This window comes from Streptomyces sp. NPDC056361 (genome assembly GCF_042262805.1).
GTDB lineage: Bacteria > Actinomycetota > Actinomycetes > Streptomycetales > Streptomycetaceae > Streptomyces.
In genome coordinates this window covers 68,461-93,326 of the sequence record NZ_JBHJQI010000005.1, presented here as the reverse complement: position 1 = coordinate 93,326, position 24,866 = coordinate 68,461, and the positions used below count along the sequence as shown (strand labels likewise).

Below are 24,866 nucleotides of genomic sequence, written 5' to 3'. Positions count from 1 at the left end.
GTCTTCCCTGGGAGGTAAGGAGGTGCGTTCGGGCGGGGTGCTCAGGGCCGTCAGCCCTTGACGGCACCGGCCGACATGCCGGTGACCAGGTGCCGCTGGGCGAAGAGGAACACCAGGGCGGCGGGGACGGCGATCAGCACGGAGGCCGCGGCCATCGGGCCCCACTGCGCCCCGTACTGGTTGACGAACTTCTGCAGTCCGCCGGCGAGCGTCAGGTTCTCGTCGCCGACCATGAAGGCGGAGGCGTAGGCCACCTCGCCCCAGGCGGTGATGAAGGAGTAGAAGGCGGTGACGGCGATGCCCGGCTTGGCGAGCGGCAGGATCAGCCGCCAGAAGGTGCCGAACGGGGTGAGGCCGTCGACGTATCCCGACTCGTCGATCTCGCGCGGGATGGTGTCGAAGAAGCCCTTCATCATCCACGCGCAGAACGGGACGGCGATCGTCAGGTACGTGACGACCAGGCCGACCGGCTGGTTGAGCAGCCCCATCGACGCCATGATGTTGTAGATCGGCACGATGAGGACGGCGACCGGGAACATCTGGGTGATGAGCAGCGTCCACATCAGTCCGCGCTTGCCGGGGAAGCGGAAGCGGCTGACGGCGTAGCCCGTGGTGGCGGAGACGAAGACGCCGATGACGGTGGTGAGGCCGGCGACGAGCAGCGAGTTGCCGAACCAGGTGAGGAACGGGGTGTCCCGCAGCAGGTTCGTGTAGTTCTCGAGCGTCGTCTCCTTGAAGAAGTCCGTGGTGATCGCGTACTTCGCGGGCTTCAGCGAGGTCAGCAGCACCCAGAGGACCGGGAAGACGGCGATCACGGACGCCGCGATCAGCGTGGCGTGCAGCGCGACCGAGGCCAGCGGCGAACGGCGGCCGCGGATCGGGGTGTTGGCGGGCGCGGCGTGACGGGCGGGGGTCGTGGTGGTCACCAGACTTCTCCCTGCTTGCGGAGGACTCGCCGGTAGACCGCGGCGAAGAGCATCAGGAGGACCAGGATGAGCACGCCCCACGTGGACGACTGGGCGAAGTCGCGCGGACTGACCTCGAAGGAGAACTTGTAGGCCTGGGTGACGAGGATCTGGGTGGCCTCGCCGGGCCCGCCCCTGGTGAGCAGGAAGATCACCGGGAACATGTTGAAGGTCCAGATGGTCGAGAGCAGGATCACCGTCGTCGACACCGAGCTGAGCCCGGGCATGGTGATGTGCCGGAACCGCTGCCAGGCGTTGGCGCCGTCCATCTCGGCGGCCTCGTACAGCTCGCCGGGGATGGACTGGAGCCCGCCGAGGAGGGCGACCATCATGAACGGCACGCCGAGCCAGACGTTGACGAGGATGACCGACAACTTGGCCCAGGTGGGGTCGTTCAGCCACGGCACGGCGTCGATGCCGCCGCCCGCGAGGATCTTGTTGAGGAGGCCGTTGTCCTGGTTGTAGAGGAAGCGCCAGGCGAAGACGGAGACGAAGCCGGGCACGGCCCACGGCAGGATCAGCATCAGCCGGTAGGCGCCGCGGCCGGCGATCTTGCGGTTGAGGATGTTGGCGAGGGCCAGGCCGAGGGCGAAGGTCACCGAGACGCAGGACACCGTCCACACCAGCGTCCAGCCCAGGGTGGAGAGGAACTGGCCGCCCGTCAGCGCGTCCGCGTAGTTGTCCAGGCCGACGAACTCGTAGCTGGCCGGGATGTGGTTGACGCCGATGGAACGCTCGACGTTGCGCTCGTTGGCGTCGGTCAGCGACAGGAAGATGCCGCGGACCAGCGGATAGCCGATGATCACGGCGATCACGACGGTCACCGGGGCGACCATCGCCCAGGCGTACCAGTGGGTGGCGAGGGAGCGCTTCGCCGCGCCCCGGGGCTTACCAGTTCCGCGGCTCCGGCCGCGGGCGCTGTCGCCCGCGGCCTTCACCACCGACTGGCTGGGGGTGTCCACAGCCATCAGCCGGCCTGCCTTCCTTCCTCTTTCCTGCTACTTCCAGTCCTTCAGGAGCTTGCGGTAGCCGTCACCGGTCGCCTTGGCACCCGCCTCGGGGGTGGTCTGGCCGGTCAGGACCTTGGTGTACTCGGTGACGAGCGGCGCGAAGAGGCTGCCGGTCTCCGGGATCCAGGGGCGCTCGACGGCCTTGTCGACGACCGGCTTGAAGAAGGTGATCATCTCGTTGGTCGCGACGTCCGACTTGATGTAGACGGACTGGCGGGTCGGGAGGAGGCTGAGCTCCTTCGCGATCGTCGCCTGGGTCTCGGCCGAGGTCATGTACTCGGCGAAGGCGTAGGACGCGTCGAGGTTCTTCGAGCCCGCGTAGACGGCGAGGTTGTGGCCGCCCTGCGGGGCGCCCTGGCCGGCGGAACCGGCCGGGACCGGGGCGATGCCCAGGTTGGCCTTGTCCGTGAACTCCTTGCCGGCGTAGGTGTCGGCGACGGCCCACGGGCCGTTGATCATCATGGCGACCTTGCCGTCCTTGAAGGCCGTCTGCATGTTGTTCCAGCCGTCGGTCGCGTCCGTCTTGGCCGCGCCGGAGTCCACCAGGTCCTTGACGGTCTTGAAGGCCTTCACGCCGGCGGGGCTGTCGACGGTGACGGTCTTCTTGTCGGCGTCGACGAGGTCGCCGCCCTCGCCGTACAGGAAGGAGAGGAACCAGTAGGCGTCGTCGCCGCGCAGGTAGAGGCCGGTCTTGCCGGTCTTCTGCTTGATCTTGGCGGAGACGGTCTTGAGCTCGTCGATGGTCTTGGGGACCTCGACGCCGGCGTCCTTGAAGATCTTCTTGTTGTAGAAGATGCCCATGGAGTCGATGACCTGCGGGACGGCGTAGGTCTTGCCCTTGTACTGGGTGGAGGCCGACGCCTGCTTGAGGAAGTCGTCCGCGTCCTTGAGGGCGGGGGTGCCGTCGAGGGGGGCCAGGTAGCCGAGGTCGGCGAACTCGGGGGTCCAGGCGACCTCGGAGCGGATGACGTCGGGGGCACCGGAGCCGGACTGCGCGGCGTTCTTGAACTTGTTCTGCGCGTCACCGAAGGGCACGTTGACGTACTTGACGGTGACCTTGGGGTGCTTCTTCTTGAAGTCCTCGGCGACCTTCTTGAAGACCTTGTCCTCGGAGCCGACCGTGGACGTGTCCCACCAGGTCACGGTGCCGGAGAGCTCGCCCGAGCCCTTCGCGCCCCCGTCGTTCGAACCGCCGTCACTACCGCACGCCGCCAGGGTCACGCCCAGGGCCGCGACCAGCGCGGTGGCCGCTATGCCACGCCGCATGTGAACTCCTTCGATGATCCCGGGGAGACGAGGGGCTGGAACCTTCCTCATGCGACCGCTCCCTCGCGGCGCTCCGGGTTGCCAGGAACGTAACAGGGATGAAAACGAGCCGAAAGACCTTGCGGGGAATTTCTGCAAGGACCGGCGATCGTTACATCCACGTGTCCCTAAGGTTGCCTACGAGCCGCTTGACAGGGTCTGTTTCGGGCATCTCGCACACGGAAAAGCCCCGCAGGCCCCCGTCACCACCACGAAAGAGCCCCGCAAGCACTGCAAGACCTTGCGCAACGGCTCGAACCTTGCGGTCCCCTCCCGGCGCCGGCGAACCGGTGGGAAATACGCGCTGTGACCGGTACAGTCCCTTCTCATGACCGCGCGGCTCTCCGACATCGCAGCCCAGGCGGGGGTCAGTGAAGCCACAGTCAGCCGCGTGCTCAACGGCAAGGCCGGCGTGGCGGCGGCCACCCGCGAGTCCGTCCTCGCCGCTCTCGACGTGCTCGGCTACGAGCGTCCCGTACGCCTCCGCCAGCGCAGCGCGGGCCTCGTCGGCCTCATCACCCCCGAGCTGGACAACCCGATCTTCCCCGCGCTCGCGCAGGTCATCGGGCAGGCCCTGACCCGGCAGGGATACACGCCGGTCCTCGCCACCCAGACCCCCGGCGGGTCCACCGAGGACGAGCTCACCGACATGCTGGTGGAGCGCGGCGTCGCCGGCATCATCTTCGTCTCCGGACTGCACGCCGACACCACCGCCGACATGACGCGCTACGACCAGCTGCGCGGCAAGGGCGTCCCGTACGTCCTCCTCAACGGCTTCTCCCCCAAGGTCCAGGCGCCCTTCGTGTCGCCCGACGACCGGGCCGCGATGGTGCTGGCCGTGACGCACCTGGCCGCCCTCGGGCACACCCGGATCGGGCTCGCCGTCGGACCGAAGCGGTTCGTGCCGGTGCTGCGCAAGATAGAGGGCTTCCAGAAGGGCATGGAGGAGCGGCTCGGCCTCGGCCCCGACGAGTCCGAGGCGCTGATCCAGCACTCGCTCTACACCCTGGAGGGCGGCCAGGCGGCCGCCGCGGCACTGATCTCCCGCGGCTGCACGGCGATCGTGTGCGCGAGCGACATGATGGCGCTCGGCGCGATCCGGGCCGCCCGGCAGCAGGGGCTCGACGTGCCGCGGGACGTCTCCGTCGTCGGCTTCGACGACTCTCCGCTCATAGCGTTCACCGACCCGCCGCTGACCACCATCCGCCAGCCCGTGCAGGCGATGGGGCAGGCCGCGGTCCGCGCGCTGCTCGAAGAGGTCGGCGGCACTCCGGCACCGCATTCCGAGTTCGTCTTCATGCCTGAGCTGGTGGTTCGCGGTTCAACGGCCTCCGCTCCGTCCCCCGCGCGCACTCCTTCCTGAGACGGAGGGGGTGCGCCCGGAACCCGACCGGGGGATGATCGGTCGGGGGGTGGGGATCTGGCAGACTCTCTCCCTATGGGTGAAACGACCGTGAAGAGTTTGGACGACCGGACGACCCCGTCGTCACCCACAGTGGCCGACGGCAGGCTCGCACGCCTGCGTGCGCGCGCGCCCCGGCGCCCCACGATCTGGTTCGAGATCCTGCTCATCGCGGTGAGCTACTGGACGTACTCCCTCATCCGCAACGCGGTGCCGGAGCAGAAGGCCCAGGCGCTCAAGAACGCCGACTGGATCTGGCAGGCGGAGGAGTCCCTCGGGCTCGCCTTCGAGCACGCCGTGAACCACGCCGTGAACTCGGTGACGTGGCTCATCGTGTCGATGAACTACTACTACGCCACGCTGCACTTCGTCGTGACCATCGGTGTGCTGGTGTGGCTGTACCGCTGGCACCCGGGCCGCTACTCCGCGTTCCGCACCGTCCTGTTCGCCACCACCGGTGTGGCCCTGGTCGGCTACTACCTGTATCCGCTCGCGCCGCCGCGGCTCATGAACGGCCAGGACTTCATCGACACGGTGCTCGTCCACCACACCTGGGGCTCGATGGCCTCGGGCAACCTCAAGCACGTGTCGAACCAGTACGCGGCGATGCCGTCGATGCACATCGGCTGGTCGCTCTGGTGCGGAGTGACGATCTTCCTGCTGGCCAAGGCGCCCTGGGCGAAGATCCTCGGTCTGCTCTACCCGGCGGCCACCCTCGTCGTGATCGTCTCCACCGCCAACCACTTCTGGCTGGACGCGGTCGGCGGCATGATCTGCCTGGCCTTCGGCTTCGGCGTCTCCTACTGCTGGTACGGCTCCCGACCGCACCGGCTGCCCCGCCTCGTCGAGCCCGCCGGCGCCGTCGCCCGCGGCGGCCCGCGCCCGGCGGCAGAGACCGACCGGGCGACCGACGCGGAACGGCCGGTCGGCTCCTCCAAGTAACGGCCGCGGTCGGCTCCCCACATGAGGCCGCCGGTGGGCGGGCCTATCCTGAGGCTGTAGACCTCGGGCCCCCACGGCTCCGGCGGCCCCGCACGCGCTCCTCACCCCGAGCGGGAGGCACAGGATGCGATCCCACCGGACATGGGCCGCCGCTCTCGCCTCCGCGGCCCTCGTGACGCTCGGCGCCTCCACCGCCACCGCCGCGCCGGCCGTCCCCGGGCCGGGAGTCCTCGTCGCGGGGTACGCGGCCGCCGAGACCCCCCAGGACCTGGCGGAGCAGCGGTTCCTGGAGCGGAACGAGGTCCTCGAAGGCGCCGCCGCCCATGCCAACGCCCTCATCGGACTCCCCCGGGACGTGCCGGTGACGGCCCTGAGCTGCGGCGAGATCAACGCCTTCTGGGATCCGGAGAGCCAGGGCATCGGCTTCTGCTACGAGCTGGTGGGGTACTACCGGGGCGTCTTCGACGAGCTGAACACGGCCGGCACCGAGGCCCAGCGGAACCGGGCCACCGAGGACGACCTCATCGGCATCTCCAACAGCGTCGTCTTCCACGAGCTCGCGCACGCCCTCATCGACGTCTACGACCTGCCGACCACCGGCCGGGAGGAGGACGCGGCCGACCAGCTCGCCACCCTCCTCCTCGCGGGCGACTCCGTGCACCAGGAGTACGCGGTGAGCGCCATCGAGGCCTGGGGAGCCCTCGCCGCCGCGGAGGGCGACATCGGCGACCGGCTCCCGGACGAGCACTCGCTCGACGCCCAGCGGTACTACAACGCCATCTGCTGGCTGTACGGCTCCGACCCGGCCGGCTTCCAGGGCGCCGTACGGACCGACGCCAACCCCGACGGGCCCCTGCCGGAGAGCCGGGCCGCGCAGTGCCCCGCCGAGTTCGAGCAGATCGACCGGGCGTGGAGCACCCTGCTCCAGCCCTATCTGAAGGGCTGACGATCCGAAGGGCCGACGCGCGGCGCCCGCACCCCTACGCTCCGTAGAACAGCTCCTCCACGACGGCCCGGGCGCGGCGGGTGATGCGGCGGTAGTCGTCGACCATCTCGCCGACGTGGCCGGGGCCGTATCCCAGGTACCGGCCCACCGCGGCGAGTTCGCGCGGGTCGGAGGGGAAGGTGTCGCCGGCCCGGCCGCGCACCAGCATCACCGCGTTGCGGACGCGGGTCGCGAGCACCCAGGCCTCGTCCAGGGTCTGCGCCTCCTCCGTCGGGATCAGGCCGGCCGCGTGCGCCGCCCGGAGGGCCTCGCGGGTGCGGGTCGTCCGCAGCCCGGGCTCCGCCCAGCCGTGCCGCATCTGGAGGAGCTGGACCGTCCACTCGACGTCGCTCAGGCCGCCGCGCCCGAGTTTGGCGTGGAGCGTCGGGTCGGCGCCGCGCGGCAGCCGCTCGGACTCCATGCGGGCCTTGAGGCGGCGGATCTCGCGGACCGCGTCCTCGCCGAGGCCCTCGGCGGGATAGCGCAGCGGGTCGACGAGCTCGACGAACCGGTCGGCCAGGTCCTGGTCGCCCGCCATGGGCGCGGCGCGCAGCAGGGCCTGGCTCTCCCAGACCAGGGACCAGCGGCGGTAGTAGGCCTCGTACGACTTGAGGGTGCGGACCATGGGACCGCTCTTGCCCTCCGGCCGCAGGTCCGCGTCGATCAGCAGCGGCGGGTCGGCGGTGGGGAGCTGGAGGAGCCGGCGCATCTCGGCGACCACCCGGTTCGCGGCGCGGGCCGCCTCCTGCTCGTCGACGCCCTCGCGCGGCTCGTGGACGAACAGGACGTCGGCGTCGGAGCCGTATCCCAGCTCGTGGCCGCCGAAGCGGCCCATGCCGATGACCGCGAACCGGGTCGGCAGCATGTCGCCCCACTCGGCGCGGACGGCGGCGCGCAGGGCGCCGGCGATGGTGGCCGCGTTGAGGTCGGTAACGGCCTCGCCGACCCGGTCGACCAGCGCGCCCGGGTCGGGTTCGCGGGGGTTGTCCTCGGTGCCGTACGAGCCGATGAGGTCGGCCGCCGCGGTGCGGAAGAGCTCCCTGCGGCGCACCCCGCGGGCCGCGGCGACGGCCTGTTCGGCGTCCTCCGCGCGGCCCACCGCCGCCAGGACCTCCTGCTCCAGGTGGTCACGGCCGCGCGGCTTGAGCCCCTCCGGGTCGCCGAGGAGCGCGACCGCCTCGGGGGCGCGGAGCAGCAGGTCGGGGGCGAGGCGGCCGGCGGAGAGCACCCGGGCGAGGTTCTCGGCCGCGGCGCCCTCGTCGCGGAGGAGCCGCAGGTACCAGGGGGTCTTGCCGAGGGCGTCCGAGACCTTGCGGAAGCCGAGCAGGCCGGCGTCCGGGTCGGCCGAGTCGGCGAACCAGCCGAGCAGCACCGGGAGCAGCGTCCGCTGGATCGCGGCCTTGCGGCTCACCCCGGAGGCCAGCGCCTCCAGGTGGCGCAGGGCGGCGGCGGGGTCGTCGTAGCCGAGCGCTTCGAGGCGCTGTCCGGCCGCCTTGGGGCTGAGCCGGATCTCGCCGGGGGCGAGCTGGGCGACCGCGTCGAGCAGCGGGCGGTAGAAGAGCTTCTCGTGCAGCCGGCGGACCACGGCCGCGTGCCGCTTCCACTCCTTGTTGAGCTCGGCGACGGGGTCGGTGCGCAGGCCGAGCGAGCGGCCGAGGCGGCGCAGGTCTGCCTCGTCCTCGGGGACGAGGTGGGTGCGGCGCAGCCGGTACAGCTGGATGCGGTGCTCCATCGCCCGCAGGAAGCGGTACGCCTCGTCGAGCTGGGCGGCGTCGGCGCGGCCGACGTAGCCGCCCGCGGCGAGCGCGGCCAGCGCGTCGAGGGTGGTGCCGCTGTGCAGTCCGGCGTCGCTGCGGCCGTGCACCAGCTGGAGGAGCTGGACGGCGAACTCGACGTCCCGCAGGCCGCCGGGACCGAGCTTGAGCTCGCGCTCGACCTGGGCGGCGGGGATGTTGTCGACGACCCGGCGGCGCATCTTCTGCACGTCGGGCACGAAGTTCTCGCGCTCGGCGGCCTGCCAGACGAGCGGCGAGACGGCGTCGATGTACTGCGAGCCGAGCTCCGGGTCGCCGGCCACCGCGCGGGCCTTGAGGAGGGCCTGGAACTCCCAGGTCTTCGCCCAGCGCTGGTAGTAGGCGAGGTGGGAGGAGAGGGTGCGGACGAGGGGGCCGTTGCGGCCCTCGGGGCGGAGGTTGGCGTCGACCGGCCAGATGGTGCCCTCGACCGTGGTCTCCGAGCAGATCCGCATGAGGTGCGAGGCGAGCCGGGTCGCCGCCTGGATCGCCTTCCCCTCGTCCGCGCCCTCGGCCGGCTCCCCGACGAAGATCACGTCCACGTCGGAGACGTAGTTGAGCTCGTGCCCGCCGCACTTGCCCATCGCGATGACGGCGAGCCGGCACATGGCGGCGTCGACGGGGGCGGCGGTACGGGCGATGGCGAGCGCGGCGCGCAGGGTGGCCGTCGCCAGGTCGGCGAGCTCGGCGGCGGCCTGGGCGACGTCGGTGGTGCCGCACACGTCGCGGGCGGCGATGGCGAGCAGGCAGCGGCGGTAGGCGACCCGCAGCGAGACCGCGTCGGTGGCCTCGGCGAGGCCCTGCTCGAACTCGGCGACGCCCGGGTGCAGGTCGGCGGCCTCGTAGGTGACGAGGGACTCCCAGTCGCGGGGGTGCCGGGCCAGGTGGTCGGCGAGGGCCTCGGAGGCGCCGAGGACGCCGAGGAGCCGGTCCCGGAACGGCTTGGCGGAGAGCAGCGTGGCCGTGAACGTCTGCCGCTCGGTCTCGGGCTGCGCCTCGGCCAGGCGGACCAGGCCGCGCAGGGCGAGGTCCGGATCGGCGGTGGCGCCGAGGGCGTCCAGGAGGACGGAGTCGTCCCGCAGCTCGGACAGCTCGGGCACGTCGAGGAGTCGTTCGGCCCCCGAGGGGTCGGTGAACCCGTGCCGCAGCAGACGTGAGAACGTACTGCTCCTGCGTCCCGGCACCGTCATTCCGCCGCTCCCTCCGAGCAGGTAGCCCCAAGGGCCGAGCCTATCCGGCGCGGGGGCCGCGGGCGCCCCCGCCCGGCGGTCACGTCGTGCCGGACGGCTGCTCGATCCGGCGCGTACGTGGCGCATCACACGCCCCCTTGCACGTGAGATCCGGCACAAAGATCCCTTTCGGGGCGAATAAACCGTAAATCTAGAAAATCCGTCTTGCGGTGCACGGGACGCCCCCGCACCGCAGGGAGCGGCCCGGCACCTGTCACGCCGCACCCGCGCCGCAGCACCTCGCTCCGCCCTGCTCCACCCTGCCCCGCCCCGCCCGTCAGTGAAAGCGCCGCCGAACATGTCTGTCCGCCTCCGCCGTCCCTCCCGTCGCAGAATCGTTTCTGCGACCGTCGCGACCCTCCTGGTCGGCGGCACGTTCGCCGGGCTCCTCTCGGTGACGGCGGCTAAGCCGGCGGCACCCCCCGTGCCGCCGCCGGCCCACGAGGCCAAGGCACCGGCGAAGGCCCCGGCCAAGGCCGCAAGGACCCCGCACGCCGCCACCTCCGTGATGCAGATCGTGGCGCACCCGGACGACGACCTGTTCTTCATGAACCCGGACGTCTCGCAGTCGCTGCGCTCCGGCAGCCCCCTGACCTCCGTCTACCTGACCGCCGGCGAGTCGGACGGCGTCAACGCCCGCCCGAGCGACGCCGCCGGAGCCGCGCCCGACAAGGCGGGCTACGCCGAGGCCCGGCAGAACGGCATACGCGCCGCGTACGCCGAGATGGCGACCGGCAGCCGGACCGGCGTCTGGGACCGGGTCGCCCTTCCCACCGCCGGCGGCGCCGCGGCCGAGATGGACACCCTGCGAGCGAAGCCCCAGGTCAAGCTGGTGTGGCTGCAGCTGCGCGAGGCCGGCTCGATCAGCGGCGACCGCCCGCAGAGCCTCAACGGCCTCTGGCACGACCGGATCCCCGCACTTGCCTCCCAGCGCGCGACCGGCACCCCCGTCGCGGCCGACTTCACCTACACGAAGGACCAGGTCGTCGCGACCCTCACCGGGCTGCTCGAACACTTCCGACCGACCTTCGTCCGCATGCAGGACCCGACCCCCGGCACCTGGTCGGCGGCGAAGCCCGGGTCGGGGACGGCGACCGCGGTCTCCGGGTCGGGAACGGCCACCACGGTCTCCGGGTCGGGGACGACAGCCGATTCCGGGGCGGACTCGGGATCCGCTTCGGACTCGGAATCCGCTTCGGGCTCGGGGTCCGCGGCCGGCTCGGGGGCAGGGGCCGGCTCGGGATCCGCGGCCGGATCGCCGTCCGGGGCGGTGAAGCTCCGGGACCATCAGGACCACCTCTACGGGGCGCGGTTCGTCCAGGCCGCCCTGGCCCGGTACGCGGAGGTGCCCGGGCATCCGCACGTGGGCGTGCAGAACTACCTGGGCTACCCGACCAGCTCGCTGCCGCACACGCTCGACCCCGAGACGGCGGGCGCGAAGCTGCGGACCCTGAAGACGTACGCCTGGACGGACGGGGTCAACGACTGCGGCACCGCCGCGGGCTGCGGTGACCTGAAGGTGGCGGCGCGGCCCGGCGGGCGGGGCTGGACGCAGACCGTCAGGTACGCCCGCTCCACCTCCACCTCCTGGGTGCAGCGGGACGGCACCGGCGCGCTCCACGCCTTCTCCGTCCTCGACGGACGGCTCGCCGAGTGGCGGAAGCCGGCCGGCACCGAGGCGTGGCACGGGCCGGAGCTGCTGCCCGGCGGCGGCCTCGACAGCGGCGTCACCTCCGTCGCCCTGCCCGACGGCCGCACGGCGGTCTTCGGCACCCGTACGACGCTCGGCGCCGACGCCTCCGCGTACGGCCGCGAGGTCGTGACCACCGCGCAGACCACGCCCGGCGGCGCGTTCGGCCCGTGGCGCTCGCTCGGCACGCCCGAGCGGGACGACGCCGGCGGCACCTCGGACATCAGCGCGCCCGCCGTGACCGTGGACGACGAGGGCCTGGCGACCGTGCTCCTGCGGGACAGCGGCCACCGCCTCACGGCCCGCGAGCAGCGCGCCGACGGCGACTGGGGGCCGTGGCGGACGCTCGGCGGCGCGGAGGTGTTCGGCGACCCGGTGTCGGCGACCGACGGCACCGGCCGCGGCTACGTCTTCGCCAGCACCCCGAAGACCGTCCTGACCTGGGCCCAGCAGCGCCCCGGCGGCCCCCTGGCCGGTCCGGTGCGGACGGGTCTGCCGCCGACCACGCTGGCGCTGAGCGCGAGCCCCGCGCCGGACGGCGACGGGGTGCGGCTCTGGTTCCGCAAGCCGTCCTCCGGCGACCTGCGCAGCGCCGACTTCTCGGGCGCGGGCCCGGTGTCCCCCGTCACCGAACTGCCCGGCACCGGCGTCGCGGGCTTCGGCCCGGTCAGCGGCGGCGACGGCCTCCTCGCCGTCCGGTCCCGGACGGGCTTCCTGGCGACGGCCCCGCACGGCCGGACGGCCGGGGCGCCGCCGTCGTGGACCCTGGAGAAGTTCCTCTTCGCCGGCGCTCCGGACGCGGGGACGGACGGGGTCGCGGCGATCGGCCTCGACGGCCGGCTGCACTGGACTCCCGCTCCGCGCTGACCCGTTCCGGGTGCACGGGGCCTTCCCGTGCGGGAGGGTGTCCCCCATGAACTGGACACTGGAAGTGGTCCCGGTACCCGTCACCGACATGGACAGGGCCAAGGAGTTCTACGGCGAGAGGTGCGGCTTCAAGATCGACCTCGACGACGAGGTCGCGCCCGGCATGCGGATCGTCCAGGCGACCCCGCCGGGCTCCCGCTGCTCGATCGCCATGCTTAGCGGCATGCCGCCGATGCCCGGCACGAAGGAGATGACCCCCGGCACCCTGCACGGCCTCCAGCTCTGCGTGACGGACATCGAGGCCGCGCGGGCGGAGCTGGTCGAGCGGGGCGTCGACGTCTCCCCGGTGATGCACGTCGGTGCGACGGGCTGGGAGGACGGCAAGGGCGACACCTGGAACTCGTTCATGACCTTCGAGGACCCGGACGGCAACGGCTGGGTCGTCCAGGAGGCCCCCTCGGAGCTGTCCGAGCGCTGACGGCGGCGCCGCGGCGCCGTCAGAGCGCCAGGTAGAAGTGGCGGAGCTTCTCGTCCTCCGCCACGCACCGCATCCCGGCGGCCTCCATCACCCGGTGCGAGGCCGGGTTGGTCAGGTCGGCGTCCCCCTTCACCCCGGCGGCGCCGGCCACCCGGGCCACCTCCAGGAGGGCCCGCAGCGCCTCGGAGGCGTAGCCGTTCCCGCGGACCTGCGGCAGCAGCCCGTATCCGACGGTCGCGACCCCGATCTCGTCCGGCGGTCCGTGGAAGCCGATGCCTCCGACGGTGACGCCGTCGAGCCGTATCTCGTACGTCCGGAACACGCCCGGGTCGCCGCGCTCGGCGAAGCCCCTCAGGAAACCGTCGGCCGAGCGGACGTCCCCGGCGCCGGGGTAGCCCTCCGCCCACCGGTCGTCGGGGCCGGGTTCCCGGCCGACGACGCGTTCGGCCCGGTCGACGGTCATGGGACGCAGCACGAGCCGCTCGGTGGCGACGTTCTCGATCTTCACTGCGGCAGTGTGGGGCGTACCCCGCCGCCCGGGCAACGGAATTCCCGCGCCCGCCGCCCGGCGCTACCCGCGTGCCGCCCAGCGCCGCAGCCGCGCGGTGGCGCCGCGCTTGCGGGAGCGCACCGAACCGATCTCCCCGGAGACCGCCGCGAGCGCCGTGACCGGCGTCCATCTGCGCCGTCCCCCGGGCGAGGTCCACCGCACGGCCGGGAGGTCCGTCACCCCGGTGACGGCCTCCCGCGGTATCACCCGCGTCCACACGTACCCGCGGACCACGAGCCGCCGCGCCTCGCAGCGGACGCCCGCGCGGTACCCGCGCACGGCGAGGACCCCGCACCCCGCGACCACCACCAGCGCCGCCGCCCGCTGCCACCCCGCTCCGGCCTCCGCGCCGTACCAGAGGGCGCCGAGCCCGACCGCGAGGCCGGGCACGGCGTTCGCCGCCCGGTTGACCGGCGCCGGCACGAGCTCCGTGCCGGGAGGACGTCGGGAACCGGCCATCTCGCCTACAGCACCGGCAGGTTCTTGCGGAGCTCGAAGGCCGTGACCTCGGAGCGGTACTCCTCCCACTCCTGCTTCTTGTTGCGGAGGAAGAAGTCGAAGACGTGCTCGCCGAGGGTCTCGGCGACCAGTTCGCTCTTCTCCATGAGGGCGATGGCCTCGCCGAGGTTCTGCGGGAGGGGCTCGATGCCCATCGCGCGGCGCTCGGAGTCGGAGAGGGCCCAGACGTCGTCGTCGGCGCCGGCGGGGAGCTCGTAGCCCTCCTCGATGCCCTTGAGGCCGGCGGCCAGGAGGACGGCGTAGGTGAGGTAGGGGTTGGCGCCGGAGTCGATGGAGCGGACCTCGACGCGGGAGGAGCCGGTCTTGCCGGGCTTGTACATGGGGACGCGGATGAGGGCGGAGCGGTTGTTGTGGCCCCAGCAGATGTACGAGGGGGCTTCGCCGCCGGAACCGGCCGTGCGGGAGGAGCCGCCCCAGATGCGCTTGTAGGAGTTGACCCACTGGTTGGTGACGGCGGAGATCTCGCCGGCGTGGCGCAGCAGGCCGGCGATGAAGGAGCGGCCGACCTTGGAGAGCTGGTACTCGGCGCCCGACTCGTAGAAGGCGTTCCGGTCGCCCTCGAAGAGGGAGAGGTGGGTGTGCATGCCCGAGCCGGGGTAGTCGGAGAACGGCTTCGGCATGAACGTGGCCTGCACGCCCTGTTCGAGCGCCACCTGCTTCATGACCAGGCGGAAGGTCATGATGTTGTCGGCGGTGGAGAGGGCGTCGGCGTAGCGGAGGTCGATCTCCTGCTGGCCGGGCGCGCCCTCGTGGTGGGAGAACTCCACCGAGATGCCCATCGATTCGAGCATGGTGATGGCCTGGCGGCGGAAGTCCATGCCGACGTTCTGCGGGGTGTGGTCGAAGTAGCCCGAGTTGTCGGCCGGGGTGGGCCGGGTGCCGTCGAGCGGCTTGTCCTTCAGGAGGAAGAACTCGATCTCGGGGTGGGTGTAGAAGGTGAAGCCGAGGTCGGAGGTCTTGGCCAGGGCCCGCTTGAGGACGTAGCGCGGGTCGGCGAAGGACGGCGAGCCGTCCGGCATGAGGATGTCGCAGAACATGCGGGCCGTGCCCGGGGCCTCGGCGCGCCACGGCAGGATCTGGAAGGTGCCCGGGTCCGGCTTGGCGATCATGTCCGATTCGTAGACGCGGGCGAAGCCCTCGATCGCGGAGCCGTCGAAGCCGATGCCCTCGTCGAAGGCCTGCTCAAGTTCCGCGGGGGCCACGGCCACCGACTTGAGGAAGCCGAGCACGTCGGTGAACCACAGACGTACGAAGCGGATGTCGCGCTCCTCGAGCGTACGGAGCACGAATTCCTGCTGCTTGTCCATTTCCACACCCATCCTCGCTGGTCAGGCCGCCTGCTCCCACCGCCTCGGGTACATCGGGGGGCACCTGAGCATCCCACCACATGGTTTCGCGCACGTTGCACACCCATAGTGCCTGCTCGGGTGTGACACAGGTAACGGGGAGCGGCCGATTCCGGGTGCCTGTTAGCCCGTCCGGCGCCTGCCCTCCGATCACCGGGTGGCACCCCGTTCGGCCCACGGGGGGCCCGCGCACACTACGATCTGCGCCCATGGGGGCCCCACGGCTCGTACGCCTGTCCGGAGACGCGCGTCCCATGGCACTGGCGAGTGCCGTGGCGACGCTCCTCGCCGCGCTCTTCCTCTGCCTGGGGACGGGCCCGGAACGCCAGGAGGCCCACCACGAGGGGGACACGTCCCTGCGGGCGGTGACCGTCGTGGGCGAGTACGTCTGCCCGTACGACCGCGGTGGCTGCTCCCTCTTCCCCTCCCTCTCCCCCGCGGTGCTCAGCGCGCCCCCGCTCGACCCGCCGCTGCACGCGGAGGGCGGGACCCCGCGGCTCGCGCCGCCGTCGGACGACGGCCTCGCGCGCCGCTCGGGCGCCCAGCCGCGCGCCCCGGACCTGCACGTCCTTCAAGTTCTCCGGACGTAGCGGCGGCGGGCTCCCGCCCCGCTGCGTCCACCCCCGAACTCCACCCCCACCCCTGAAGAAGGACGACACCACCATGGCCGCCAACCGCTCCGCCAACGCCGACCGCCGCGCCCGAATAGAGGAGATGCGCCGCGCCGAGCAGTCCCGTGAGCGCCGCAACCGCCTGATCACCATCGGCGTCTCCGGCATCGTCGTCCTGGGCCTCGTCGGCTTCGGCACCTTCGTGCTGATGAAGAAGTCCGACGAGCAGGACGCGAAGGACGCCGCCGCCAAGGCGCCCATCACGGCCGAGAAGTCCTGGGACGTGAAGAAGCTCGGCCGCAACCACGTCGAGACGGCCGTGAAGTACGACATGAAGCCGCCGGTCGGCGGCGACCACAACCCGGTCTGGATGAACTGCGACGGCGTGGTCTACAAGGAGAAGATCGCCGAGGTGAACGCCGTGCACTCGCTGGAGCACGGCGCCGTCTGGGTGACGTACAACAAGTCGGCCTCCCAGGCCGACGTGAAGCAGCTGGCCGACAAGGTCGGCAAGACGAAGTACACGCTGATGAGCCCCGTGGACGACCAGGCCGGGGCGATCATGCTGTCCGCCTGGGGCAAGCAGGTGACCGTGGACGGCGCCGACGACCCGCGGGTCGACGCGTTCTTCACGAAGTACGTGCAGGGTCCGCAGACCCCGGAGCCGGGCGCGGCCTGCACCGGCGGGATCGGCGCGGAGGGCCAGGGCGCCGGGGGGATGGGCCAGTGAGGCTCAACCGCACGCAGGGCGCCGCGGTCTCCGCCGTCGTCCTCGCGCTGCTCTTCGCCGGCGGGGCGGTGACCGTCGCCTCCGCCGACCGCGAGGAGGCCCCCCGCACCCCCGCCTCCGCCTCGGCGGACGCCGGCTTCGCTCGGGACATGTCCGTCCACCACCAGCAGGCCGTCGAGATGTCGTTCATCGTCCGGGACCGGACGAAGGACGAGGAGGTCCGCAGGCTGGCGTACGACATCGCCAACACGCAGGCCAACCAGCGGGGCATGATGCTCGGCTGGCTGGACATGTGGGGCCTGCCCAAGGTCGAGTCCGGCGTCGAGCCGATGACCTGGATGGGCATGGGCGGGTCCGGCGACACCGGTCCGCTGGACGGGGCGCTGATGCCCGGCATGGCGACCAACGCCCAGCTGGACGAGTTGCGCAAGGCCAGTGGCCGGGAGGCCGAGGTCCTGTACCTGAAGCTCATGACCGAGCACCACAGGGGCGGGGTCCACATGGCCGAGGGCTGCGTGCAGAAGTGCACCGTGGACATCGAGCGCGGGCTCGCGCAGGGCATGGTCGACGCCCAGAAGTCCGAGATGGCGCTGATGGCCGACATGCTGAGGAAGCGCGGGGCCTGACCCCGGTCCGGGACCGGCCCCGGACGGTTCCACGGCCTTCGCGGCCCCTCACGGCCCCCGTGACCCCCTGTGGTCGCGGGGGCCGTGGCACGGGTGCCCCCGCGGGCCGTGGGGCCCGGCCCGGAGCCGACGAGTCGCGCGGGGCGGGCCGCGCGCCGACAATGATGGGGCTCGGGGAGTTCGTACGACGACGTTCGACGAAAGGTACGCACCCCATGACCACGGCGAAGGACATCATGCACACCGGGGCCCGGTGGATCCCGGAACACGAGACGCTCGACCGGGCGGCGCAGCTGATGCGGGACCTGAACGTGGGCGCGCTGCCCGTCGCCGACGCGAACGAACGGCTCTGCGGCATCGTCACGGACCGCGACATCGTGATCCGCTGCGTGGCCATGGGCCACGATCCGTCGAAGATCACCTGTGGTGAGATCACCCAGGGCACGCCCCGCTGGATCGAGTCCGGTGCGGACGTGGGTGCCGTCCTGGAGGAGATGCAGAGCCACCAGATCCGGCGCCTGCCCGTCATCGAGGACAAGCGGCTCGTCGGCATGATCAGCGAGGCCGACCTGGCCCAGCACCTGTCGGACGAGGAACTGAAGGCGTTCTGCGCGAGCGTCTACGCCGGTTCCTGACGCTTTCCCAGGACCGCCCGGGCCACCGCGTCCGGGCGGTCCCGCATGACCAGATGGCCCGAGGGTTCGACCGCCTCGTAGCGGGCGCCGAGCCGTCGGGCCAGTGCGCGCTGGCGGCGCTCCCAGCGGGCGGAGCCGTCGGGGGCGGCGAGCACCGTGACGGGGAGGCCGGGGTCCAGCGGCCGGCTCTCCCTGAGGGCGAGGAGCCCGGCGGCGACGGCGCCGTAGTGGGCGTTCTCCAGGAGGGTGCCGCGCAGGACGCGCGAGGTGCCGTAGACGCGGCGGATCAGCGCGGTGGGCGTCGGGTCGTGCCGGACGGCCAGCCGGCGGACGGCCGGGCCGAGCGCGGCCGGGAGCCCGGCGGCGCAGAGGACGGCTCCGAGGGCGCGGGATCCGGCGGTCGTCCGCGAGGGGCGGGGACGCTCCTCCACCGAGGGGTCGACGAGGACGAGGCGGGTCGTGCGGTCCGGGTGGAGCCGGGCGAAGGCCTCCGCGTGGAACCCGGCGATGGAGTGCCCGACGACGGTGGCGGGGCCCGGGTGGCCGAGCCCGTCGAGCACCGCCGCGATCCGGTGCGCCTCGCCCGCCGCCGTCGGCGGTGCCTGCGCGGGGGCGGAGAGGCCGTGGCCGGGGCGGTCGAAGCGGACGACCGTGCGGTGCGGGGTGAGGAGCGGGACGACCGGGTCCCAGTCGAACCAGCTCAGGCCGAGGCCGGCGGACAGCACGCACACGGGCCCGGAGCCCTCGGCGACGACGTGGTGGGCCACTCCCCCGATCCGCACGAACGTCATCGCTCCTCCCGGGCCAGGGAGTACGCGAGGACGGCGAGCCAGACCGCCACCAGGAGGACCTGGAGCCGCTGGCCCGCGCCGAGCGACCAGACGCCCCTGCCGGCCTCGAAGGCGGCGACGGCGGCGAGCGTCCACGCGGTGGCGGCCAGCTCCAGGACGACGAGGGCGGGGCCGGTACGGGCCAGCGCCCGCCAGTGGCCGTAGCGGCGGGCGGCCGCGGTCAGGGCGACCATCGCGGCGAGCGCGCCGGTCATGGCGAGGCTCGAACTGACCGCATGGGCCGTATGGGTGGCGGGTACGAGACCGGCGGTCTCCCGGGCCGCGCACTCCGGGTCGGCGGTGGGGGTGCAGCTGAGCGGCAGCCGCGAGTCGGCGACGGTGGCGGCCCCGAACACGGCGAGCGCGATCCAGCCGCCCAGGGCCCACCGCTCGCGCGGCGGGTGCCCGCGCCGCACCGCCGCGGCGAGGCCGGTCGCCGCGCCCGCCAGGACGAGGAGGCCCGCGGTCAGGTCGGTGGCGCGGAAGAGGCCGCCGAGGGGCTGGTCGGCGGCGGCGAGTTCGGAGACGTACGTGCGGACCGGGTCGAGCCCGGTCCGCACGAGGACTTCGAGGACCCAGGCGGTGTACGCGAGCGCGCCGAGGGCCAGCAGGACGGCGGCCGCGCGCGTGGCACTCCGGGGCATGGTCGGTCGAACGCTAGGGCGTGGCGGAAGGTTCCCGGTGGTCGGGGTGGATCCATTCGGGTTTGCGGTACTTGAGGAGCGCCCCGGGGATCAGCAGGCCGAGGACGAGCAGGCCGCCGCCGACGATCAGCAGGTAGCGCCAGAGCGGCTGGTCGCCGAACTGGTCGGGCGGGACGAAGCCGATGACGAGCGCGGCGACCGAGGCGACGAAGCCGATGCCGGCGACCCACCCGACCGCGGGGACGCGGAAGCCCCGTTCGACCTCCGGCTGGGTCCTGCGGAGCTTGACGACGGCCGCGAACATCAGCAGGTAGGCGATGAGGTAGATCTGCACGGTGATGACGGAGAACATCCAGTACGCGCTGGAGACGTTGTCGCTGAAGGCGTAGAGGACGCCGATGAGGGTGGTGACGACGCCCTGCGCGACCATGATGTTCATGGGCGCGCCGCCCTTGTTGAACTTCTGGAACGCGGGCGGCAGGTAGCCCTCCTGCCGGGAGAGCAGGACGAGGCCCTTGGCGGGTCCGGAGAGCCAGGTGAGCATGCCGCCGAGCGCGGCGCAGACCAGCATGAGGCCGACGACCTTGGTCATCCAGCCGATGGAGAAGTGGTCGAAGAAGGCCTGGAAGGCCTGCATCAGACCGGCGGTGAGGCTGAGTTGCTCCGCCGGCATGACCCAGGCGATGGCCAGGGCCGGAAGGATGAAGATCAGCAGGACGAGGCCGGTCGCCAGGAACATCGACTTCGGGTACTCGCGCTTGGGTTCGCGCAGCGAGGAGACGTGCACGCCGTTCATCTCCATGCCCGCGTAGGACAGGAAGTTGTTGACGATGAGGACCAGGCTGGCGAGGCCGGTCCACGGCGGCAGCCAGTGGTCGGCGCTCATGGGCTGCGCGGAGGGGTTGCCCTGGCCGAGGAAGACGAGGCCGAGGACGACCAGGAGCACGCCGGGGATGAGGGTGCCGATGATCAGCCCGAAGGACGAGAGGCCGGCGATGGCCCTCGTGCCGCGCGAGGAGACCCAGACGCCGGTCCAGTAGACGACGACGATGACGATCGCGACGTACAGCCCGTTCTCGGCGAGCGAGGGGTCGATGACGTACGCGAAGGTCGAGGCGACGTACGCGAGGAGGCTCGGGTAGTACGCGATGGTCATGGCGAACTGGCACCAGACCGCCAGGAAGCCGAGCGGCTTGCCGAGCGCCTCGCTGACCCACCGGTAGATGCCGCCGCTCCAGCCCGAGGCGAGCTCGGCGCCGACGAGGGCGGTGGGCAGCAGGAAGACGAGGGCGGGGAGCAGGTAGAGGAAGATCGCGGCGAGTCCGTAGATGGCCATGGACGGCGAGGGCCGCAGGCTCGCGACGGACGCGGTGGTCATGAAGGCGAGGGTCAGCCAGGAGATGAACTGGCGCTTCGTGCCGTCGTCCTGGACGACGCTGCCGTCCGTCACGGTGGCCGGTGCCGACTCCGCCGGCTCGTCAGTGGTCGTCATGGGCCCATGATCAGCGGGGCGGGGCGGCCCCGCACGTCGGCGCGGGGCGGGACCGCCGGTGCGCGCCGCGGGAGGTGACGGACGGGTGCCGATTCCCCCGCCGACCGGAAAGCCGCTGGCCAGAGCCCGTTCGCCGGTCTAACGTCGACGCTTCGGATACCTCGGAGGACCTCGCATGACCACGCCCGCAGACACGCCCGACTCACCGCCCTGGGCCCCGCCCGGGCCGCGCCCGCCCGCCGGGCCGGAGGCGCCCCGCGCGGAGGTGCCCGACTCGGAGGTGCCCGGCTCGGAGGCGACCCCTGCCGGGGAGAGCCGCGCGGAGGCGGCGCCGGCCGTGACGGCCCACGGGGCGGGGGTGCCGCAGGGGCCCGAGGCGGCCGTCGGGTCGGGGATGCCGCCCGGGCCCGCGATGGCGTATCCGGCGCAGGCACAGGCGCCGGCCCCGTTCCCGGGTTCGCCCTACGGGCCGGGGGTGCCGCAGGGGCCGGGTGTGCCGGGGGTGGGTCCGTACGGCGTGCCGGCCGCGCGGACCGGGCTCGGGGTGGGGGCGCTCGTCATCGGTGTCGTGGGGCTGCTGTTCGGGATCGTGCCGTTCCTGTTCTGGCTCGGCGGGTTCATGGGCGTCCTGGCGCTGGTCCTGGGCATCGTCGGTTACGGCCGGGCGAACCGGGGCGAGGCGACCGACCGGGGGCAGGCGGTCGCGGGCATCGTGCTCGGCGCGGTGACGATCGTCGTGGCGGCGGCCTGGCTGGTGGTGCTGATCGTGGCGGCGCAGGCCGTGGAGCGCATCGACGAGCGGGTGCGCGAGAAGGAGGGCGCGTCCGCCGAGCCGTTCGCGCCGGACGGCACGGCGCGGCCCGAGCCCTCGCCCGAGCCGACGGAGACGGAGACGACTCCGTCGACGCTCGCGTTCGGCCGGACCCACACCTACGAGGACGGAGTGAAGGTCACCGTCTCCGTGCCGAAGCCGTACCGGCCCGACGGGTTCGCCGCCGGGTACGAGAAGGGCGACACCGCGCTCCGGGTGACGATCACGATCGTCAACGGCAGCGACGAGGCCCTCGACGTGACCACCGCGCTGCCGGACGCGCGCGACGCGGAGGGCGCGCGGGCGAGCACGATCTTCGACGGCAGCAGGGCGACCGAGATGTTCCGGGGCACGGTCCTCCCGGGCAAGCAGGTCAAGGCCGGGTACGCGTTCGCGCTGCCGGCGGACGCGGACGGCGAGCTGCAGATCGAGCTGGCGCCGAAGCTCCTCGCGTACGAGCCGGTGATCTGGACCGGTCCGGTGAAGTAGGCGCGGACCGAGCCGGATCACAGGACATAGCGTCGGTCTGACGATTACACTGGGCGGGTGCCTCAACTACGCCTCGCCCTGAATCAGATCGACTCGACCGTCGGAGACATCGCCGGGAACGCCGAGGCGATCGTGCACTGGACCCGGCACGCCGCCGGACAGGGCGCGCATCTCGTCGCGTTCCCCGAGATGGCGCTGACCGGATACCCCGTCGAGGACCTCGCCCTGCGCGGCTCCTTCGTCGAGGCGTCCCGGGAGGCCCTGCGCGGGCTCGCCCGGCGCCTCTCCGACGAGGGCTTCGGGGAGCTGCCGGTCGTCGTCGGCTACCTCGACCGCTCCGAGCGGGCCGAGCCGAGGCTCGGCCGCCCGGCCGGGTCGCCGGAGAACGCCGCCGCCGTGCTGTACCGCGGCGAGGTGGTGCTGCGTTTCGCCAAGCACCACCTCCCCAACTACGGCGTCTTCGACGAGTACCGCTACTTCGTGCCGGGCGACACCCTGCCGGTCGTCCGCGTGCACGGTGTCGACGTGGCCCTGGCGATCTGCGAGGACCTCTGGCAGGAGGGCGGCCGGGTGCCGGCGGCGCGCTCCGCGCGGGCCGGGCTGCTGCTGTCGGTGAACGCCTCGCCGTACGAGCGGAACAAGGACGACACGCGGCTCGAACTGGTCCGCAAGCGGGCCAGGGAGGCCGGGTGCGTGACCGCGTACCTGGCGATGACGGGCGGTCAGGACGAGCTGGTGTTCGACGGCGACTCGATCGTCGTGGACGCGGAGGGCGAGGTGATCGCGCGGGCCCCGCAGTTCGTCGAGGGCAGCGTCGTCCTCGACCTGGAGCTGCCGGCGGCCGAGGCCGACGCGCCCGAGGGCCCGGTCGACGACGGGCTGCGGATCGACCGGGTGGTGCTCTCCGACAAGCCGCTGCCCGCGTACGAGCCGGAGTTGACGGGCGGGTACGCGCACCGGCTCGACGACGACGAGGAGGTGTACTCGGCGCTGGTCATCGGGGTCCGCGCGTACGCCGCGAAGAACGGTTTCCGTTCGGTCCTGATCGGCCTGTCGGGCGGCATCGACTCGGCGCTCGTCGCCTCCATCGCCTGCGACGCGCTCGGCGCGGAGAACGTGTACGGCGTGTCGATGCCCTCGAAGTACTCCTCCGACCACTCGCGCGGCGACGCGGCCGAGCTGGCGCGCCGGACCGGGCTCAACTACCGCACCGTACCCATCGAGCCGATGTTCGACGCCTACATGGGGTCGCTGGGTCTCACCGGCCTCGCGGAGGAGAACCTCCAGTCCCGGCTGCGCGGCACGACCCTGATGGCGCTCTCCAACCAGGAGGGCCACATCGTCCTCGCGCCGGGCAACAAGTCCGAGCTGGCGGTGGGCTACTCGACGCTGTACGGCGACTCCGTCGGCGCGTTCGGGCCCATCAAGGACGTCTACAAGTCGGACGTCTTCCGGCTGGCGCGCTGGCGCAACCGGGCGGCGGAGGACCGCGGCCAGACCCCGCCGATCCCGGAGAGCTCGATCACCAAGCCGCCCAGCGCCGAACTGCGCCCCGGCCAGGTCGACACGGACTCGCTGCCGGACTACGAGGTCCTGGACGCGGTCCTCGCCCTGTACGTCGACCAGGACCTGGGCCGGGACGCGATCGTGGCCGCCGGGTTCGACGAGGAGCTGGTGACGCGGACGCTGCGGATGGTGGACACGGCGGAGTACAAGCGGCGCCAGTACCCGCCGGGCACCAAGATCTCGGCGAAGGGCTTCGGCAAGGACCGCCGGCTGCCGATCACGAACCGCTGGCGGGAGACGCCGGCGTCCGGCTGACCGCCGCGCCCTGCCGGAGGGTCAGAGCTTCACGCGGGCGGCGATCGGAAGGTGGTCGCTGTTCGTCTCCGGCAGGGCCCAGGAGGACATCGGCTCCACCCCCTTCACCATGATCTGGTCGATCCTGGCCATCGGGAAGGACGCCGGCCAGCTGAAGCCGAAGCCGTCGCCGGCCGCGCCCTGGGTGGAGCGCAGCTGCGAGGTGACGGCGTTGAGCGCGCGGTCGTTCATGGTGCCGTTGAGGTCGCCGAGGAGGACGATCCGCTCGTGCCGGTCGCGGGAGATGGCCTCGCCGAGCGCGTTGGCGCTGGTGTCGCGCTGGTTGGCGGTGAAGCCGGCGTTCAGCTTGACCCGCACGGACGGCAGGTGGGCGACGTACACGGCGACGTCGCCCTTGGGGGTCACGACGGTGGCCCGCATGGCGCGGGTCCACCCCATCCGGATGTCGACGGGCTGCGCGGCGCGCAGCGGCAGCTTGCTCCAGAGCCCGACGGTGCCCTGGACGGAGTGGTACGGGTACGCCTCCGCGAGGCCCCGCTCGTACGTCGGGACCATGTCGCCCTTGAGCTCCTCCAGGGCCAGTACGTCGGCGCCCGAGCCGGCGAGCTCGCGGGCGGTGCCCTCGGGGTCCGGGTTGTCGGCGTTCACGTTGTGGGTGGCGACGGTCAGGTCGCCGCCGGAGGCCGACTTGTCGGCGACGAGGCCGCCGAAGAGGTTCAGCCACACCACCGCGGGGAGCAGCAGGGCGATCAGGGCGGTGGCGGAGCGGCGCACGAGGGCGAGGACGAGCAGCAGCGGCAGGAAGAGGCCGAGCCAGGGCAGGAAGGTCTCGGTGAGGCTGCCGAGGTTGCCGATCCTGTTGGGGATGTCGGAGTGGAACACCATCAGGAGCGTGAGCGCCACCGCCGCGAGGGCGAGCACGATGCCGCGGCGCCAGATCCCCGGGTCGCGGCGGACCCGGTCGAGGGCGGCCCCCAGACGGGACCCGGAGCGCCCGTTCCCGGCGCCGCCGTGTTCGGTCTCCGTCATGTCCACCCGCGCCATCGCACTGTCCTCACTGCTGCCTTGCCGTCTTGCGTGACCCGGTGTCGACACT

General features: G+C 72.4%; 22 protein-coding genes. 11 read left to right on the top strand and 11 right to left on the bottom strand.

Translation table 11 applies throughout. From position 1 onward, the window contains the following. Positions 1–50: 50 nt before the first annotated feature. Genes ACFCY7_RS03010 through ACFCY7_RS03000 form a run of 3 tightly spaced genes read right to left on the bottom strand, consistent with a single transcriptional unit; the run spans position 51 to position 3,241 of the window. Complete coding sequence (locus ACFCY7_RS03010) at positions 51–929, bottom strand: sugar ABC transporter permease (protein WP_376480801.1); 879 nt, start codon at positions 927–929, stop codon at positions 51–53. Next, the gene (locus ACFCY7_RS03005) at positions 923–1,933 is read right to left on the bottom strand and encodes a carbohydrate ABC transporter permease (RefSeq protein WP_376480761.1); all 1,011 of its coding nucleotides are present in this window, start codon (positions 1,931–1,933) and stop codon (positions 923–925) included. Before ACFCY7_RS03005 ends, ACFCY7_RS03010 begins: the two co-directional genes overlap by 7 nt. A gap of 30 nt (positions 1,934–1,963) precedes the next feature. Further along, on the bottom strand, positions 1,964–3,241 hold the full coding sequence (locus ACFCY7_RS03000) for an extracellular solute-binding protein (RefSeq protein WP_376480759.1): 1,278 nt from the start codon (positions 3,239–3,241) through the stop codon (positions 1,964–1,966). Positions 3,242–3,608: 367 nt separating this feature from the next. On the opposite strand from ACFCY7_RS03000, the gene ACFCY7_RS02995 reads away from it, so the two are divergent. The 3 genes from ACFCY7_RS02995 to ACFCY7_RS02985 all read left to right on the top strand — a co-directional run bounded on the left by ACFCY7_RS02995 (position 3,609) and on the right by ACFCY7_RS02985 (position 6,570). Further along, a complete protein-coding gene (locus tag ACFCY7_RS02995; RefSeq protein WP_376480757.1) occupies positions 3,609–4,643 on the top strand; it encodes a LacI family DNA-binding transcriptional regulator in 1,035 nt (344 codons plus the stop codon). Positions 4,644–4,718: 75 nt separating this feature from the next. Further along, on the top strand, positions 4,719–5,624 hold the full coding sequence (locus ACFCY7_RS02990) for a phosphatase PAP2 family protein (protein ID WP_376480755.1): 906 nt from the start codon (positions 4,719–4,721) through the stop codon (positions 5,622–5,624). 124 nt (positions 5,625–5,748) lie between these two features. Further along, positions 5,749–6,570, top strand: a complete 822-nt coding sequence (locus ACFCY7_RS02985; protein WP_376480753.1) for a DUF4344 domain-containing metallopeptidase — start codon at positions 5,749–5,751, stop codon at positions 6,568–6,570. Positions 6,571–6,604: 34 nt separating this feature from the next. Here the strand turns inward: ACFCY7_RS02985 and ACFCY7_RS02980 are convergent, their stop codons facing one another. Continuing rightward, positions 6,605–9,592: a bifunctional [glutamine synthetase] adenylyltransferase/[glutamine synthetase]-adenylyl-L-tyrosine phosphorylase gene (locus ACFCY7_RS02980; protein ID WP_376480751.1), complete on the bottom strand. Its 2,988-nt coding sequence runs from the start codon at positions 9,590–9,592 to the stop codon at positions 6,605–6,607. Between the two features lie 337 nt (positions 9,593–9,929). Between ACFCY7_RS02980 and ACFCY7_RS02975 the strand changes: the two genes are divergently transcribed. Beyond that, positions 9,930–12,188, top strand: a complete 2,259-nt coding sequence (locus tag ACFCY7_RS02975; RefSeq protein WP_376480749.1) for a PIG-L family deacetylase — start codon at positions 9,930–9,932, stop codon at positions 12,186–12,188. 46 nt (positions 12,189–12,234) lie between these two features. Next, a complete protein-coding gene (locus ACFCY7_RS02970; RefSeq protein WP_376480747.1) occupies positions 12,235–12,666 on the top strand; it encodes a VOC family protein in 432 nt (143 codons plus the stop codon). Between the two features lie 19 nt (positions 12,667–12,685). On the opposite strand, the gene ACFCY7_RS02965 is transcribed toward ACFCY7_RS02970, so the two are convergent. The 3 genes from ACFCY7_RS02965 to ACFCY7_RS02955 form a co-directional block, all read right to left on the bottom strand. After that, positions 12,686–13,174, bottom strand: a complete 489-nt coding sequence (locus ACFCY7_RS02965) for a GNAT family N-acetyltransferase (RefSeq protein WP_376480745.1) — start codon at positions 13,172–13,174, stop codon at positions 12,686–12,688. Between the two features lie 63 nt (positions 13,175–13,237). Further along, the gene (locus ACFCY7_RS02960; protein WP_376480743.1) at positions 13,238–13,675 is read right to left on the bottom strand and encodes a hypothetical protein; all 438 of its coding nucleotides are present in this window, start codon (positions 13,673–13,675) and stop codon (positions 13,238–13,240) included. 5 nt (positions 13,676–13,680) lie between these two features. Continuing rightward, positions 13,681–15,042 (bottom strand): glutamine synthetase family protein, encoded by a 1,362-nt coding sequence (locus ACFCY7_RS02955; RefSeq protein ID WP_190102476.1) that lies wholly within the window; start codon positions 15,040–15,042, stop codon positions 13,681–13,683. 293 nt (positions 15,043–15,335) lie between these two features. On the opposite strand from ACFCY7_RS02955, the gene ACFCY7_RS02950 reads away from it, so the two are divergent. The 4 genes from ACFCY7_RS02950 (at position 15,336) to ACFCY7_RS02935 (ending at position 17,683) form a co-directional block, all read left to right on the top strand. Then, positions 15,336–15,671, top strand: a complete 336-nt coding sequence (locus ACFCY7_RS02950) for a hypothetical protein (RefSeq protein WP_376480740.1) — start codon at positions 15,336–15,338, stop codon at positions 15,669–15,671. A gap of 73 nt (positions 15,672–15,744) precedes the next feature. Next, positions 15,745–16,422, top strand: a complete 678-nt coding sequence (locus ACFCY7_RS02945; protein WP_376480738.1) for a DUF3105 domain-containing protein — start codon at positions 15,745–15,747, stop codon at positions 16,420–16,422. Then, the gene (locus ACFCY7_RS02940; protein ID WP_376480736.1) at positions 16,419–17,048 is read left to right on the top strand and encodes a DUF305 domain-containing protein; all 630 of its coding nucleotides are present in this window, start codon (positions 16,419–16,421) and stop codon (positions 17,046–17,048) included. The genes ACFCY7_RS02945 and ACFCY7_RS02940 overlap by 4 nt, the downstream gene beginning before the upstream one ends. A 215-nt stretch (positions 17,049–17,263) precedes the next feature. Next, positions 17,264–17,683 carry a CBS domain-containing protein gene (locus tag ACFCY7_RS02935; RefSeq protein WP_376480734.1) on the top strand — a complete coding sequence of 140 codons (420 nt, stop codon included), beginning with the start codon at positions 17,264–17,266 and terminating at the stop codon, positions 17,681–17,683. On the opposite strand, the gene ACFCY7_RS02930 is transcribed toward ACFCY7_RS02935, so the two are convergent. The 3 genes from ACFCY7_RS02930 to ACFCY7_RS02920 are packed head-to-tail and all read right to left on the bottom strand — an operon-like array spanning position 17,668 to position 20,649. Next, entirely contained in the window at positions 17,668–18,474 is an 807-nt protein-coding gene (locus ACFCY7_RS02930) for an alpha/beta fold hydrolase (RefSeq protein WP_376480732.1), read from the bottom strand. The two genes, ACFCY7_RS02935 and ACFCY7_RS02930, sit on opposite strands and share 16 nt — an antisense overlap. Beyond that, on the bottom strand, positions 18,471–19,157 hold the full coding sequence (locus ACFCY7_RS02925) for a DUF998 domain-containing protein (RefSeq protein WP_376480730.1): 687 nt from the start codon (positions 19,155–19,157) through the stop codon (positions 18,471–18,473). The genes ACFCY7_RS02930 and ACFCY7_RS02925 overlap by 4 nt, the downstream gene beginning before the upstream one ends. Positions 19,158–19,170: 13 nt before the next feature. After that, positions 19,171–20,649 (bottom strand): APC family permease, encoded by a 1,479-nt coding sequence (locus ACFCY7_RS02920; protein ID WP_376480728.1) that lies wholly within the window; start codon positions 20,647–20,649, stop codon positions 19,171–19,173. Between the two features lie 175 nt (positions 20,650–20,824). On the opposite strand from ACFCY7_RS02920, the gene ACFCY7_RS02915 reads away from it, so the two are divergent. Beyond that, positions 20,825–21,949: a DUF4190 domain-containing protein gene (locus ACFCY7_RS02915; RefSeq protein ID WP_376480726.1), complete on the top strand. Its 1,125-nt coding sequence runs from the start codon at positions 20,825–20,827 to the stop codon at positions 21,947–21,949. A gap of 57 nt (positions 21,950–22,006) precedes the next feature. Beyond that, complete coding sequence (locus ACFCY7_RS02910; protein ID WP_376480724.1) at positions 22,007–23,770, top strand: NAD+ synthase; 1,764 nt, start codon at positions 22,007–22,009, stop codon at positions 23,768–23,770. A gap of 21 nt (positions 23,771–23,791) precedes the next feature. Here ACFCY7_RS02910 and ACFCY7_RS02905 read toward each other — a convergent pair whose 3' ends face one another. Then, complete coding sequence (locus ACFCY7_RS02905; RefSeq protein WP_376480722.1) at positions 23,792–24,814, bottom strand: endonuclease/exonuclease/phosphatase family protein; 1,023 nt, start codon at positions 24,812–24,814, stop codon at positions 23,792–23,794. Positions 24,815–24,866 lie beyond the last annotated feature (52 nt).

What these genes read in the sequence shown, in the direction of transcription:
- ACFCY7_RS03005 (WP_376480761.1), bottom strand. Translation starts at nt 1,933, where the DNA reads ATGGCTGTGGACACCCCCAGCCAGTCGGTGGTGAAGGCCGCGGGCGAC.
- ACFCY7_RS03000 (WP_376480759.1), bottom strand. Translation starts at nt 3,241, where the DNA reads ATGCGGCGTGGCATAGCGGCCACCGCGCTGGTCGCGGCCCTGGGCGTG.
- ACFCY7_RS02995 (WP_376480757.1), top strand. Translation starts at nt 3,609, where the DNA reads ATGACCGCGCGGCTCTCCGACATCGCAGCCCAGGCGGGGGTCAGTGAA.
- ACFCY7_RS02990 (WP_376480755.1), top strand. Translation starts at nt 4,719, where the DNA reads ATGGGTGAAACGACCGTGAAGAGTTTGGACGACCGGACGACCCCGTCG.
- ACFCY7_RS02985 (WP_376480753.1), top strand. Translation starts at nt 5,749, where the DNA reads ATGCGATCCCACCGGACATGGGCCGCCGCTCTCGCCTCCGCGGCCCTC.
- ACFCY7_RS02980 (WP_376480751.1), bottom strand. Translation starts at nt 9,592, where the DNA reads ATGACGGTGCCGGGACGCAGGAGCAGTACGTTCTCACGTCTGCTGCGG.
- ACFCY7_RS02975 (WP_376480749.1), top strand. Translation starts at nt 9,930, where the DNA reads ATGTCTGTCCGCCTCCGCCGTCCCTCCCGTCGCAGAATCGTTTCTGCG.
- ACFCY7_RS02970 (WP_376480747.1), top strand. Translation starts at nt 12,235, where the DNA reads ATGAACTGGACACTGGAAGTGGTCCCGGTACCCGTCACCGACATGGAC.
- ACFCY7_RS02960 (WP_376480743.1), bottom strand. Translation starts at nt 13,675, where the DNA reads ATGGCCGGTTCCCGACGTCCTCCCGGCACGGAGCTCGTGCCGGCGCCG.
- ACFCY7_RS02955 (WP_190102476.1), bottom strand. Translation starts at nt 15,042, where the DNA reads ATGGACAAGCAGCAGGAATTCGTGCTCCGTACGCTCGAGGAGCGCGAC.
- ACFCY7_RS02950 (WP_376480740.1), top strand. Translation starts at nt 15,336, where the DNA reads ATGGCACTGGCGAGTGCCGTGGCGACGCTCCTCGCCGCGCTCTTCCTC.
- ACFCY7_RS02945 (WP_376480738.1), top strand. Translation starts at nt 15,745, where the DNA reads ATGGCCGCCAACCGCTCCGCCAACGCCGACCGCCGCGCCCGAATAGAG.
- ACFCY7_RS02935 (WP_376480734.1), top strand. Translation starts at nt 17,264, where the DNA reads ATGACCACGGCGAAGGACATCATGCACACCGGGGCCCGGTGGATCCCG.
- ACFCY7_RS02930 (WP_376480732.1), bottom strand. Translation starts at nt 18,474, where the DNA reads ATGACGTTCGTGCGGATCGGGGGAGTGGCCCACCACGTCGTCGCCGAG.
- ACFCY7_RS02925 (WP_376480730.1), bottom strand. Translation starts at nt 19,157, where the DNA reads ATGCCCCGGAGTGCCACGCGCGCGGCCGCCGTCCTGCTGGCCCTCGGC.
- ACFCY7_RS02920 (WP_376480728.1), bottom strand. Translation starts at nt 20,649, where the DNA reads ATGACGACCACTGACGAGCCGGCGGAGTCGGCACCGGCCACCGTGACG.
- ACFCY7_RS02915 (WP_376480726.1), top strand. Translation starts at nt 20,825, where the DNA reads ATGACCACGCCCGCAGACACGCCCGACTCACCGCCCTGGGCCCCGCCC.
- ACFCY7_RS02905 (WP_376480722.1), bottom strand. Translation starts at nt 24,814, where the DNA reads ATGGCGCGGGTGGACATGACGGAGACCGAACACGGCGGCGCCGGGAAC.